The sequence below is a fragment of the Hyunsoonleella rubra genome, from assembly GCF_042684665.1.
In the GTDB taxonomy this organism is placed as follows: domain Bacteria; phylum Bacteroidota; class Bacteroidia; order Flavobacteriales; family Flavobacteriaceae; genus Jejuia; species Jejuia rubra.
This window is the reverse complement of sequence record NZ_JBHULY010000005.1, coordinates 725413-740437: the sequence shown is the minus strand read 5'-3', so window position 1 is coordinate 740437 and position 15025 is coordinate 725413. Positions and strand designations below refer to the sequence as shown.

Annotated in this window: 10 protein-coding genes; all 10 read right to left on the bottom strand. The window is 39.2% G+C overall.

The window, feature by feature from the left end:
• Positions 1 to 106: 106 nt before the first annotated feature.
• The 10 genes from ACFSR8_RS04010 to ACFSR8_RS03965 all read right to left on the bottom strand — a co-directional run bounded on the left by ACFSR8_RS04010 (position 107) and on the right by ACFSR8_RS03965 (position 14980).
• Entirely contained in the window at positions 107 to 871 is a 765-nt protein-coding gene (locus ACFSR8_RS04010; protein WP_380289396.1) for an SDR family oxidoreductase, read from the bottom strand.
• 283 nt (positions 872 to 1154) lie between these two features.
• A complete protein-coding gene (locus tag ACFSR8_RS04005; protein WP_380289250.1) occupies positions 1155 to 2804 on the bottom strand; it encodes an alpha-amylase family glycosyl hydrolase in 1650 nt (549 codons plus the stop codon).
• A gap of 3 nt (positions 2805 to 2807) precedes the next feature.
• Complete coding sequence (locus ACFSR8_RS04000) at positions 2808 to 4685, bottom strand: alpha-amylase family glycosyl hydrolase (protein WP_380289249.1); 1878 nt, start codon at positions 4683 to 4685, stop codon at positions 2808 to 2810.
• Position 4686: 1 nt separating this feature from the next.
• Positions 4687 to 5658, bottom strand: a complete 972-nt coding sequence (locus ACFSR8_RS03995) for an alpha/beta hydrolase (protein WP_380289248.1) — start codon at positions 5656 to 5658, stop codon at positions 4687 to 4689.
• Between the two features lie 74 nt (positions 5659 to 5732).
• Positions 5733 to 6290, bottom strand: a complete 558-nt coding sequence (locus ACFSR8_RS03990; RefSeq protein ID WP_380289247.1) for a transposase — start codon at positions 6288 to 6290, stop codon at positions 5733 to 5735.
• Positions 6291 to 6353: 63 nt separating this feature from the next.
• Complete coding sequence (locus ACFSR8_RS03985) at positions 6354 to 8324, bottom strand: glycoside hydrolase family 13 protein (protein WP_380289245.1); 1971 nt, start codon at positions 8322 to 8324, stop codon at positions 6354 to 6356.
• Positions 8325 to 8331: 7 nt separating this feature from the next.
• Positions 8332 to 10449, bottom strand: coding sequence for a glycoside hydrolase family 97 protein (locus tag ACFSR8_RS03980; RefSeq protein WP_380289243.1), 2118 nt, complete (start codon positions 10447 to 10449; stop codon positions 8332 to 8334).
• A gap of 118 nt (positions 10450 to 10567) precedes the next feature.
• Entirely contained in the window at positions 10568 to 12877 is a 2310-nt protein-coding gene (locus ACFSR8_RS03975; RefSeq protein WP_380289240.1) for a glycoside hydrolase family 65 protein, read from the bottom strand.
• Positions 12858 to 13550, bottom strand: a complete 693-nt coding sequence (gene pgmB, locus ACFSR8_RS03970) for a beta-phosphoglucomutase (RefSeq protein WP_380289237.1) — start codon at positions 13548 to 13550, stop codon at positions 12858 to 12860. Before pgmB ends, ACFSR8_RS03975 begins: the two co-directional genes overlap by 20 nt.
• A gap of 62 nt (positions 13551 to 13612) precedes the next feature.
• Positions 13613 to 14980 (bottom strand): MFS transporter, encoded by a 1368-nt coding sequence (locus ACFSR8_RS03965; RefSeq protein WP_380289235.1) that lies wholly within the window; start codon positions 14978 to 14980, stop codon positions 13613 to 13615.
• Between the last annotated feature and the right edge of the window lie 45 nt (positions 14981 to 15025).

Sequence of the window (15025 nt, the reverse complement as noted above, 5' to 3'; positions counted from 1 at the left end):
TTTCAAGTAAAGTTTAGTTTTAGTTTAGTATATAATTTTGGTTTTTAAATGTAACCCTAATTTTCAAGTATATTTTTGACCAAACCAATAGCGGATCAGTATTTTACTATCTACCCATCCAGCCACCGTCAACTACCACGATAGCCCCATTCATATAGGATGCAGCCTCCGAAGCCAAAAATACGGTTGGGCCCGCAAAATCTTCAGGTTTCCCCCAGCGACCTGCCGGAATTCTGGATAGTATTGATTCTGCCCTTGCGGCATCATTTCTTAAAGCTTTTGTATTATCTGTGGCGATATAGCCTGGAGCGATGGCATTTACATTTACGCCCTTGCCTGCCCACTCGTTTGAGAAGGCCATGGTAAGTTGCCCAATGGCACCTTTACTTGCGGCGTATCCTGGAACAGTAATCCCCCCTTGGAATGTTAAGAGCGACGCGGTAAATATAATTTTTCCTGAACCCCGTGCAACCATTTCTTTTCCAATTTCTCTGGTAAGCACAAACTGCGCGTTTTGGTTTACTTCAATCACTTTATCCCACATTTCATCAGGATGTTCAGCTATGGGCGCCCTTAAGATAGTACCTGCATTGTTTACCAAAATATCAATTTTAGGATGATCTGCTTTTACGGCTTCAATGAATTCATACAATGACTTTCTATCCGAGAAATCGCATTGATAAGCACTAAAGTTTTTACCTATCGCACGCACTTCTTTTTCAACATCGCTGCCACTTAATTCTAAGGATGTGGAAACACCGATAATGTCAGCGCCTGCTTCGGCCAAACCTACGGCCATTGCTTTTCCGATACCTCTTTTACAACCCGTTACCAATGCTGTTTTTCCTTCTACACTGAATGTGTTTAAAATACTCATTTTTATCTATTTGTTTATGCCTGCAGGACATGAAAAGAGTTTGCAGGGAGTTTATACTTTGAAATTTATTAAAACGTCATTAGGGCTAATTCTTAAACCATTTCACAAATTATAGAAACGGTACACAATTGAAGACAACTGTATTATTAAAGATACTAGGACTCAAATATCCTAATTTTGATGAAATTTCCAAAGTATCGGTGGAAACAATTTCACTTTTTTTTGGGGATACCTCTGAAATAATTTGAAATGTTCAAGCGGAATTGTATAAAACGTGTTACCGTTCTAGCAAAACTATTGGGAAATTTGAAGTAATAGTGAGGGTTTTATTTGTAACTACAGCTTCCTGACCGGAATATGCATCATGAATTTTTTCACCCTCGGTGAAAACCCCCGAAACATTGATTACTTTTTTTCCCGTGGACAACCCCAAGCCTATCACCACATTATCCTCAAAGCTGTTTTTGCTAAACGATCTCGAAAACACAAAAGGATCTTTCGAAATGATATGATGCACACCAGCACCTACGGCAGGATGTTTGGCTCTAAATTGCCCCAGTTTCTGCCAATGTTTCAAAATATCTTGAGTTGTTGCATCATTCTGAATCGCTTCCCAATTCATAAATGACCGTAAAGTAGCATCAGCTTGAGTGTCTTCAATCACCAATGAACGTGCAGATTCATCCCCATAATATATCTGCGATGCGCCTGGACACAGCAATAGTTTCGTTGCGGTTTCAAAAGGTTTTTCCCTTGAAGGGTCAAAAGGATCTCCGTCATCGTGGGAGCTTAAATAATTTAAAACGCTATACCCCTTTAAATCTGAGTTTAGAACATCTGAATAGTTTTGAAAAAACGCATCAATTGGTAATTCCTTTGCATTCCATTTGGCTTCAAAATTGATTAATCCATTAAAAGCGCCATCAAAATAGTTGACTTTTTTATCGCCAAAATCAAAGGCTTTTTTTGCCGATATACCATAATTATAGACTTCACCTACCAAATAAAAATGATTGTCATCTAACGCTTTATCAGGATTGTTTTTTTTGAACTCTGTGAAAGCCACATTACAAACATCTTTAAACTCTTGCCAAACATAAGGTTCGGTATGCTTCACTGTATCTACCCGATACCCGTCAATGCCAAATTCTAAAATATAATCCGAAAGCCATTTCATAATGTAAAAACGAGGTGCACGAGGATAGCCAGTTTTCTTAAAAAAGGCTTCCAGTTCTGCAACCTCATCCTCAAAACGGCCTTCAGACTTCCATTTTTGAACTAATTGGTGAGGCAACTCCACCGTTTCATTACTTTCTGTTCTGATGTCCGGGAGGTTTTCCACCAAAGTGCAGGTCACCGTATTTTCAAACGATTTATAATCGCAAGTTGGTTCCGTACGCACCCATTCCTCTGGCCATACCGAATCCTGTTCAGTCACAGGCCCCGTGTGGTTGATGACAGCATCCAAAAGAATTCGAATGCCTTTTTTATGGGCGGTTTCAACTAATTCTCGTAAATCTTCTTTTGTGCCAAAATTTGGGTCGATGGCCGTCCAATCACTGGCCCAATAGCCATGAAACCCATAGGTTAACCCAGTACCTTCATCTGTCCCTCCATGGATTTGTTCAACTATTGGCGTCATCCAAATGGCATTTATACCCAAATTAGTAAAATAACCTTCGTTAATTTTTTGGGTGACCCCTTTGATATCACCACCTTCAAAACCACGGAGTTTTCCAGTTTTAAGGGTTCTGCCGAAGTTGATGTCGTTTAAAGTATCGCCATTATTGAACCTGTCCGTCAACAAAAAATACACGTTCGCGCCCTCCCAGACAAAAGGGATTTCAACATGCTTCACAGGGGCTTGTTTTTCGTCTTTACAATTGAAAATGAATACAAAAGCTAATAAAAGAAGTAAATGCTTCATGGGCTATTTGATTTTTAAAATGAAGGATTCCAAAGGCTTCAATCGAATATTGATGCTTCCTTTCCCCTTTTCAACCTCCAATTTTGAAACATATTCGCGGTAAAGAACATCACGCATTAGGTAATCGCCGTCGGATAACTTCCAATTTTTAATAATACGCTCAGGAATTTCTAAATCAAATTCATAGGTATTGACATCATCAAAATTGGCGACTATAATCAGTTTTTCATTGTCACTCCACCTCACAAAGGACAGAACTTTATCATTATAGCCTTCGGTGTACTTGCGATTGTAACTGTGGATATCTGAATAATTCCCAACTAGGGCATCACTTTGAATGGTGAAATTCAACAATCTTTTATAAAAATCACGCAGGGCTTTTTCACCGTCAAACAATTGTCCCCCATCGAATTTTTTGTCGTTCACCCATCGCTGATGTGCGGGTACACCAACGTAGTCAAAAATCGAGGTGCGTGTTGGCGAACCAAAACCAGCGTCCTCAGAACCATCTTCCCCAACTTCCTGTCCGAAATAGATCATAGTGGGCGAGGTTGTTGATGTCGCCGAAACCACCATCGCCGGCTTGCCTTTTTCAGGATTCCCAGCAAAATCTGGACTTGCCAATCGTTGCTCATCATGGTTTTCTAAAAAGTGAAGCATGTGATGCTCAATATCCATCAGCTCTTCCAAAATTGGCGGTATATGATCCGTTTTTCCTTTGCCCTGCATTACGCTTTTTATGGTATCATAAAGCTGAACTTTATCATACAGGTAATCCATTTTTCCTTTTTTGATATAATCTCTATACAATGATGGATTGTACACTTCTGCCAATAAAAAAGCATCTGGATTTTTCACTTTGATAGACGAATTCATAAAACTCCAAAACTCCACTGGCACCATTTCTGCCATATCATATCGAAAACCATCAACACCTTTATCCACCCAATACAAGGCAATATCCCTAAATTTCAACCAAGAATTTGGCACTTCCTTGTCCTTCCAAAACTCGAAGTGTTTTTTATAGTCTTCTTTTTCAAAACCTTCGGGAAGTTCGTCAAAATCCTTTTTCCCTTCTGGTGAAATGCCATAATTTACCTTAACGGTTTCGTACCAATCGTTCATATCGGGTTGCGACAATCTTGAACCGTTCCCGGTCCATTTTGCGGGTTGCTCTGGGAATTGGTCGTCCTCAAGAAGGTGTTTTTCATCGCCCAAAGGAGAATAGCCATTTTTCCAATCGGGCACCTTAAAGGCTTCGCCCGGGTTGTAATAAAAATTATTGTGCTTATGGTAGGATATGGAGGCATCATCATCCTCTCCAAAATCTGTAACTCCTTCAGGCTTGGAAATACTTTTGTAGTTTCTTGCCACATGATTGGGCACTATGTCGATTATCACTTTCAGGCCCGCATCGTGAGTGCGTTTTATCAATGCTTCAAATTCTTCCAAACGGTTTTCCACATTAACCGCCAAGTCTGGATTTACATTGAAATAATCCTTTACGGCATACGGCGAACCTGCTCTTCCTTTCACTACATCGGGGTCGTCGTTTGAAATACCATATTCCGTATAATCATTGATGACCGCGTGATGAGGCACTCCCGTGTACCAAATATGGCTGACACCTAAATCCTTGATTTCTTTTAATGCCGTTTCTGTAAAATCATTGAATTTACCAACGCCATTTTCTTCGATGGTACCCCAAGGTTTGTTGGTGGTATTGGTGTTGCCAAATAAACGTGTAAACACTTGGTAGACCACGTATTTTTTCTTGGTTATTTCAACATCACTTGTTTGGGCTTTAGCTTCTTTTTTTTCTTTCGTACAACTTAAACCTACCATCATTAATGCTATTAATATGTATTGAATCGATTTCATTTTAATCTTGTCCTAATAAAAAAGTAAAGGGAATATCCAGTCGCTTATTCCACGCATTTTCAGAATGGTTTGTACCTTCAAACTTTAAATTTTTGAAATTATCTTCTGAATAGCCTTTTGACATTAAAATCTGTGTTACTGTTGGAGCATACTGCGGATAATGTGCATCCAAGGTTTCAGTACCGTAATCGAAATATATTTTATGGTTTGATGGATTTGGCAAGTTATTTTCCATGTATTTAAGAATGGCCCATGGGAGCGGATTATTGTCAATCGGTTGTGCTCCAGGCCAATGGGTGGACAGACAACCTGCTCCTCCGAACACCTCAGGATACTCGCATATCGCATACATGCTCATAAGCCCTCCCATACTTGAACCCATCACAAAAGTGTTTTCTTTGTTTTTATGCACTGAAAACTCGATATCCACAATCGGTTTCAATTCTTCTACCAAAAACTTTAGATAATTATCACCATTTAGCTTACTGCCTTCTTTAATATGTTTTTTTTGCTGGTTGATTATCTGCTTATCGCCTTCTGACAAATTTGCAAATGCCTTCTGCGGAAATAAATCCTGCCAGCGCTCTGCTTTGATATTGTGGGTGGCAACAACAATGAAATCCTTTGTTTTGTTTTCGTCCATTAATTTCGAAGCCCATTCGTCCACTTTCCATTCTTGTTTGTTCCATGTAGAAGTGGAATCAAATAACATTTGCCCGTCGTGCATGTAAACTACGGCGTACTTCTTCTCTTTTGAATAATCGTTGGGCAACCAAATATCAACAGGTCTTGATGTGATAAATTTCGAAGGAAAACTGTCCATGCGCATTAATTTTCCACTGGATAATTGCGCCTTTGGATATGTTTTGAAATAGGTTGTTCTATTCTGATTATTTATAGAGTTTTCCTGTTTGATTTCATTTTTGCAAGACAACATCGTTATAAACACAAACACTATGATACCATATTTCATCTGTTTAAATTTTTATTTTTTTTTCAGACCTCACAGGTTTTAAAAACCTGTGAGGTCTTTTTCATCCTATAGAATCATTCTAAAATCAGTTCTTCCAAAATTTCCATTTTGGCGTTCATCACAGTCTCAAAATTTTCTAAACCATCAAATAGCGACAAAACAAATTCACGTTTAACGAGTGTTACCTTATTGGACACTAATGCATGAAACGACGAATGTTCATATTCCCGAAAATTGGACACAAATCCGTGTTGTACGGCATTCGAATTAATGTAAATAATTAAAGACTTCAGATAGCTTTCATCGTCAATTCTTATGCGCGCAAACCTATCTCGAAATAAGCTTCCCGTTCTGCCATAACTTTTATTGATACTCTTAGCATAAGCATTGAAAGTATCTGAAAAAGCACGAGAAATGGTTTTGGCATCAATCCCATCTTTCGTTTTTATCAATAAATGAAAATGATTTTTCAACAAACAATATGATAGTATGTCAGCAACAGGGACAATATACTTTTTGATAAGATTCAAAAAATAAGGATAATTTTTTTCTTCAATAAATATGTCCTCCTTGTTATTACCACAATTGTAAATGTGATAATAATTACCAGAAGTTAATGGCTCGTATTTCATGTATTTGGTCTTTTGGATTTTTGGAGACCTCACAGGTTTTAAAAACCTGTGAGGTCTGTCACATCAATCCAATTTCGTAGTCAAAAGTGTAGTACCCTTCTCGGTTAAAACGAACTTGTCTTTCCAGAGCACATCAGTACTTGTAAGTATATTTCTTAGTGTCTTTCCATCTAAACCAACTTCCTCAAATCGCTGTAATTCCAGTTCTACCGGCTCCACATTTTTGTTCATGATATGAACCACAACTTCGTCTTCGTGAATCCTGAAAAGCACATAAATACCATTTTCAGGAGCAAAATGAACGGTTTTGCCTTCGTGAATCGCAGTACTTTGCTTCCTATAATTCAATATCTTTTTGAGATAGGCCTGCATATCTTTTTGCTCATTGGTCAAACCTTCGCCCGTAAATGCGTTTACAGTATCGCCATTCCATCCCCCAGGAAAATCGGTTCGAACCAATCCATGGTCGCCGGGGTTATCAAAATCATGCATTAAAATTTCGGTACCGTAATACAATTGTGGAATTCGTGGCAACGTCAAAATGTAGCTCAGCGCCATTTTGGTATTCACCACACTACCGTACATTTGGGTAAATATGCGGCTCATGTCATGATTATCGGGAAAGACCATAATATCCTTCGGACTTACATAGATAAAATCGTTAGCCAAGGCCCGATAAATTTCGATAAAGCCTGTACCCCAAGTTTCCTCTTCGTTCAAACCTTTTACGATTTTTTCCTGCATGGCGAAATCCATCGGGGATTTCAAATTAGAATTGTAACCATCCTTGTTAGCGTTGTCCTTTTGCCAATAGGCAATCAGCAATGGGTTGTTTGTCCATTCCTCTCCTACAATATTGAAATTAGGATATTCATGCATGATTTCACCCGCCCATTGGCTCATAAAATGCTTGTCGGGATAAGGGTAAGTATCCTGACGAATGCCCCCTAAATTTGCCGTTTCAATCCACCAAATACTATTCTGAATAGTATATCGCGCCATAAACGGATTGCGCTGGTTTAAATCTGGCATTGCCGAAACAAACCAGCCTTCGTTCATCCCTTTTTTATCAATTTCTGAAGCATAAATATCCTGATTAGTGGTCCGTCTGTGGGTCGTCATAATATTCTTTCCAGCCTCCCAGTTTTCATCCCTGTTTTCATATTTTTCTTGATGGTTGACCCAATCCTTAAACGGAAAATCTTTCATCCACCAATGCTCTACACCACAGTGGTTGGCCACCTGGTCCATAATCAATTTCATACCTTTTTGGGAAAGCTTTTTGGACAATTCCAAATAGTCTACAATGGTGCCGAAACGCGGATCGACCTGATAATAATCGGTTATGGCGTATCCATGGTACGAACCTTCTGGCATATCATTGGTCAACAACGGACATGACCAAATAGCCGTAAACCCCAAATCTTCAATATAATCCAAATGATTGATGATGCCCTTGATATCCCCACCATGTCTAGCATAACCATCAGTTCTGTCCAAACTGGTGTCCTTCATGGATGCAATCACATCATTTTCTGGATTTGCATTGGCAAACCTATCAGGCGTAATTAAATAAATGGCATCAGTGCTATCAAAGCCTAAATAATCCTCAGCTGATTTTGAACGTGATTTCAATTCATAAGTATGCACCAAACTCGGCTCTCCTTCTTTTTTAAAAATGATATTGAATTTTCCAGGTTTTGTAGATTCTGAAATATTTAAATCCAAAAAGAGATAATTTGGGCTATCTGCCTGATGTACTTTTTCAATTGAAACCCCTGTGTATCTAATTTCAGGTGTCCATTTTGAAATGTTCGGGTGATGTACCAAAAGTTGCAAGGATGGGTTTTTGAAACCTACCCACCAGTTTAGTGGCTCAATGCGTTGGATATCTTTTTTTTCTGTAAATGAAGATGTTTCGGCCACCTCTTCCTTGTTTTCTGCGGTTTGTTTTTTGCACGATAAAGTTACTGTATATACGCACAGAAACCCAACAAAAGCTAACTGTTTTATTATTTTATGATACTTTGCCATAATTCTGTTATTTTATTTCAACGATGCTAATAGCATAACCACCTCCCGGAGCTGACGTCAGGGATAATTTAGATTTATTGGTCACCTTTTTCGTTTTGATTGTGTATGCTTGCGGGTTGGTTTTGAAATGCGCGTCTTTGGCATCGGCATAGATGGTCGCCATGTATTTTTTCCCTTTTTCAAGAAAATCTAATTTGATAGATGATTTTCTGGGGACAATCCCATTTACGTTTCCAACAAACCAATTATTGCCGCTTTTTTCTTTTCGAGCTATGGTGATATAATCCCCAGGTTCAGCCTCCAAGTAAACGCTCTTATCCCAATCTATCGCCACATTTTTTATAAATTGAAAGGCATCCATAAATTGTTCGTAATGCTCCGGCAAATCAGCGGCCATCTGTAACGGACTATACATGGTAACGTACAATGCCAATTGATTGGCAAGCGTACTATTCACATGGGAATTATTTTCCGGATTCAACTTGCTGATATCCATTTCAAAAATCCCGGGGGTATAATCCATCGGCCCGCCAATCAATCGTGTAAACGGCAAAATGGTGACATGATTTGGTTTTGAACCGCCAAACGCCTGAAACTCTGTCCCCCTAGCGGATTCGTTCCCAATTAAATTAGGGTACGTTCTGCAAATGCCTGTCGGACGAACAGCTTCGTGGGCATTCACCATCACTTCATAGTCGGCCGCTTTTTCAATAGCGTATTGATAATGATTCACGATATATTGACTGTAGTGGTGTTCGCCTCTTGGAATGATATTACCAACATACCCACTTTTCACCGCGTCGTATCCATTGTCCTTCATAAATTGATAAGCTTGATCCATATGACGCTCATAGTTTCTGACGGAACCAGAAGTTTCGTGATGCATAATCATTTTGACGCCTTTTGACTTGGCGTAATCATGAATTTCCTGCACATCAAAATCGGGATATGGCGTTACAAAATCGAACACATAATCCTTTGATTTTCCAAACCAATCTTCCCAACCTTCGTTCCAGCCTTCAACCAATACCCCGTCAAACCCATGTTCAGAAGCAAAGTCGATATAGCGCTTTACCTTTTCATTATTTGCAGAATGCTTACCGTTTGGTTTGACTTTTGAATAATCCGTTACTCCCAATTGGACGGCTGGCAATTCATCGGTATACGCCCAAGAGCCTTTACCGGTTATCATTTCCCACCAAACACCTATGTACTTCACTGGTTTTATCCAAGAGGTATCTTCAATGGCGCAGGGTTCATTTAAGTTCAAAGTGATTCTGGATGCTAGAATATCGCGTGCATTATCACTAACCATAATGGTACGCCACGGCGAATTGCACGGGGCTTGCATATAGCCTTTATCACCGTTTACATCTGGAGTTAAATGCGACTCAAATATCATGTTCTCATCATCTAAATCCAGATGCATACAAGCATAATTCACCAGCGCCGCTTCATGCAAATTGATGTATAAGCCACCATCCGTTTTTAGCATTAATGCCGTTTGAACCCCAGTTTTTGAAAATGCGGTTTGCGAAGCATTGCTCTGGCGCGAGCTATCAAACTTTTCCCTTATCTCCGAAAGCCTAGACTTGGTATAATCGTATTCTTGGGAATCATAATCACCAGCAATCCAATGCGCCATATGATCTCCAGTCATAGCAAATTGTGTCCGTTCTTCTTTAATTACGAAATACACTAAATTGTCTTGTTGTGGAAATTCATAACGAAACCCTAAGCCTTCATTAAACATCCTAAAACGCACCAACATTAATCTATCGGTTTCCTTTTGTTTTAGGGTTATAGCTAACTCGTTGTAATAGTTTCTTATTTTGCTTTCTTCACCCCAAACTGGTTGCCATGTTTCATCAAAAGCTGATGTCTTTGTTTCAACAATTTCAAAATCGTTAAGCAATGATTTTTTATCATCCTTTAGCTCTAAACCCAAATGACTTGGCCTTATGACCTCTTCATTTTTATAGGACAATTGATATATTGGTTTGCCATCTTCTTCCAAAGAAAATTGCATTGAAAGCGCTCCATTTGGGGAAGTCAACTCTTGAGCATGGCCAAAATTGAAGATCAATATGAGGAAAATAAGGATTATTAAATTTTTTGATTTCATTTTATGTTTTAACATTTTAATTAGCTCATTTTGTTTTTTAAATGGTTCTCGATACATCCCGACGAAACCTGTCGGGACACTCGAACTGACATATATCTATTTTTTGTACTTCCGGAAATCAGCTCACTGCTTTTAATACATTGCTTTCCAATGTTAGGGGCTTGTCGTTTACCAAAATTTCAAGTGCTTCGCCACAAAGCATCTCAAAATTGGCCTGCTTAGGAGTCACATTTACTTTTAAAATATGGTCCCTGAAATTCACTTTAAAAGAATAGCCCTTCCATTGTTTTGGAATTTTAGGAGCGAAAGACAGTTTTCCATCCTTAACCCGCATACCGCCAAAACCTTCCACTATACTCATCCAGGTACCAGCCATTGAAGTAATGTGCAGACCTTCGTGGACTTCGTGATTATAATCGTCTAAATCCAACCGCGACGTTCTTAAATAGAAAGTATAAGCCTGCTCCATTCTATCTAATTTTGAAGCTTGGATACTGTGTACGCAGGGCGACAAAGAACTTTCATGTACCGTAAATGGTTCATAAAAGTCGAAATGCCGTTCTAATTGCTTATCTGAAAAATGATCTTCAAAGAAGTATAAGCCTTGAAGCACATCCGCCTGCTTGATGTAGGGCGACCGTAAAATCCGATCCCAACTCCACTTTTGGTTAATGGGTCTTTCAGATTTTGGTAAATCGGCAACGGTAATCAGTTCCTTGTCCAAAAAGTTGTCCTGTTGCAAATAAACGTTATGCTTATCTGAAAACGGGAAATACATATTATCGGCAACCGCCTTCCAAAGTGCCAATTCTTTTTTTGACAATTTCACTTTTTTGGCAATTCGCGAAAAATCCTTGGTATATCCCTCTTCCACCTTTTCAATTTGAGCCAAGGTGTAATCGATACACCATTTCGCTATATAGTTGGTGTACCAATTGTTATTCACATTGTTTTCGTATTCATTAGGTCCTGTGACACCAAGAATAACGTATTGGTTTTTAGCCGTTGAAAAGTTGGCGCGCTGCTGCCAAAAACGCGCTATACCAATGAGCACTTCCAATCCTTTTTCAGGAATATACGAGTAATCGTCCGTATAGCGACAATAATTGTAAATGGCGAAGGCAATCGCTCCATTTCTGTGTATTTCTTCAAAAGTGATTTCCCATTCGTTGTGGCATTCCTCACCGTTCATTGTTACCATCGGATATAAGGCTGCCCCGTTTTTAAAACCTAATTTTTTAGCGTTTTCAATAGCTTTTTCCAAATGGTTGTAGCGGTATTCCAAAAGGGTACGTGCCACTTTTTGATCCTTTGTAGCCATATAAAATGGAATACAATAGGCCTCAGTATCCCAATAGGTACTACCGCCGTATTTTTCGCCAGTGAACCCTTTCGGGCCAATATTCAATCTGGAATCCTTGCCTAAATAAGTTTGGTTTAATTGGAAAATATTGAATCGGATGCCTTGCTGTGCTTTTACATCACCCTCAATAGTGATATCTGCCATTTCCCAAATATTGCTCCATGCTTTCTTTTGTTCTTCAAGTAGCTTATCGAATCCTTTTTTAGTGGCTGTTTTGAGAACGCTTTTAGCAACTTTCACCAATTTGGATTTATCGTGATTTCTATCCACAACATACCCGCCAAATTTTTGAATGCTATATACCGCTCCCTGCTTAACAGGATAGGCGTAATTAAAAGCCACCCGATTGGAATCCGCAGTAACATTGTGCTCTACCAAAATTGGTTTTTCCGAAATAAAAACCTTGGACTCCATGAACGTACATGTATGAAAATCCGTTTTCATGGTTTTAGCTTCGATAAAGGCTTGATGGTTGAGATGGCTTACATGGGTGGTGTCCCAAAATTTATCATCCCAATTGGTATCCTCATTCGTTATCCCAGCGTCCAAATAAGGCTGAAAGACGATTTCGGCATCCATATTTATCGGCTTAATTTCATATTGAATTGCACCCACTTCATCCAATTCCAAGCTTAAAAAACGTTTTATCGAAACCTCAACCTCCACATCATTTGGGAGTTTGACTATAAAGTATCGGGACAGCCAGCCTTCCTTCATATTAAGTTCTCGCCTGAATTTTTTAACAGTTTTACAGGTATGCAAATCCAAAGGCTCGCCATTAACCAACACATTAATACCAATCCAATTGGGTGCATTGAGCACCTTTGCAAAATACTCTGGATAACCGTTTTTCCACCAACCCACACGGGTTTTATCCGGATAGTACACGCCAGCAATATAACTACCCTGGAAGGTGGCTCCTGAATACTGCTCCTCAAAATTGGCACGTTGCCCCATGGCACCATTGCCTATACTAAATAAACTCTCAGAGGACTTAACACGACTGGCATCAAACCCCTCCTCTATAATCGACCAGCTATCTGGCTTAATATAATTTTGGTTCATTTCCTTTCAATATTTTTTCTGAAACCTTCCTTGTGAAAAAATCATTTGGGATTTCAGTTAAATTTTTAAAATTAAAATCGGCTTCATGGAGCACGTCCTTGTCTCCAATACCGACAGATATCATATTTGCCCTATTGGCCGCTTCAATACCGGCAATGGCATCTTCGAAAACCACACAATGCTCAGGTTTTAAATTCAATTTTTCGGCACCAATTAAAAATACCTCCGGATCGGGTTTGGCCTTTGAAACACTGTTACCATCTACAATTCCAGCAAATCTGCTGAATAGTTTTACTTGTTTTAAGATTAGCGGTGCATTTTTGCTCGCTGAGCCCAACACATAATGAAAACCCAATTCATCCAACATATCGAGCAACTCACTTGCCCCAGGAAGGATTTCATCAGGCCCCATTTTATAGATATACTCTAAATAATGTTCGTTTTTGCTCAACAGATATTCCTGCTTTTTTTCTTCGGACAGATGCACCTTTCCGATATCCAAAAGGATTTCTAACGAGCGCACACGACTAACACCTTTCAGTTGCTCATTATGCGCTTCGGTAAACTCAAAACCTAAATGATCGGCAAGGTCTTTCCATGCCAAATAATGGTATTTTGCCGTATCGACGATAACACCATCCAAATCGAATATGACTCCTATTTTTTTATTCATTTGAAAAGCCCCATAGTCCCGCTTACAGCGGGAAACTCTTACTCGGGCGGATAAGAGTTTTATTAATATTTCTTTTCCACTACATCGTCAACGTCTTTAACTTTAAACACTAAAGCCGCCGCAATTAAAAAACTTATACCACTCATTACTAGAGCAACTACTGCTTGATTTCCATAAACATACTTCACTAAAGGTCCTCCGATAAGCGCATTTATAATTTGAGGAATCACAATGAAAAAATTAAAGATTCCCATGTAAACGCCCATTTTTTTTGGAGAAATAGACCCTGCTAAAATCGCGTAAGGCATTGCCAAAATACTTGCCCATGCCACCCCAACACCTATCATTGAAAGCATTAGCCAATTCTTGTCTGGCATGATGTAAATAGATAGTAGCCCCAAACCACCAATAATTAGTGAAATGGAATGCGTTTTCTTTCGTCCAACCTTTTTTGCGATAGATGGCAATGCAAATGCATAAAATGCGGAAACAAAATTGTAGACTCCAAAGAGAATCCCAACCCAATCTCCAGCATCTTGATATAACGCGCTACTGCTATCATCAAATGCCAAGCCATAGGTATGCTGTGCAATAGCTGGTGTAGCAAACACCCACATCCCAAAAAGTCCGAACCAAGAAAAGAACTGCACCCAACTTAGCTGGCGCATCGTTTCGGGCATTTTTTTGAAATCCTCAAAAATGTCCAATAAACTTGATTTTTCTTGTTCGCCGTCTTTTTCAAGCGCTTCAGAATGTGCTTTTTCATCCTCGAAACTAGCCAGTTCCTCAGGAGAATACTCTTTAGTAGTTGTTACAGTAACTAAAATTGAAACGATTAAGATAATAGCCCCAATAATAAAAGACAATACCAAATGAAATGGCACGGACCCAGATGCAGATTCATTTGAAACTCCAAACCAATTTGCTAAAACATAGGGCAACCAAGAACCTACTACGGCTCCAAAACCAATAAGTGCAGTTTGAACGCTAAAACCGAGCGTTCGCTGGTCTGTTCTTAAGTTATCTCCAACCAATGCTCGGAAAGGCTCCATGGCAATATTAAATGAAGCATCCATAATCATCAGCATCCCAGCGCCAACCCATAGGGCAGGTATAAATGCTATAAAAATATCGGCCTGCGGCATTAATATTAACCCAATTGAGGCGAGAATAGCTCCCACCAAAAAATAAGGCTTTCTTCTGCCAAATCTACCCCAAGTTTTGTCGCTATAATGTCCAATGATGGGTTGAACAATTAAACCCATTAATGGTGCAATGATCCAAAACCATGATAATTCATGAACATCCGCTCCAAAGATTTGAAGTATTCGGCTGGCGTTTGCATTCTGAAGGGCGAAGCCCATCTGGATTCCCAGAAACCCGAAACTCATGTTCCAAATTTCCCAGAAACTTAATCGACGCTTTTCCATTAAATAGTATTTTAATGATTAATACTATTTGATAAGCGATATTTT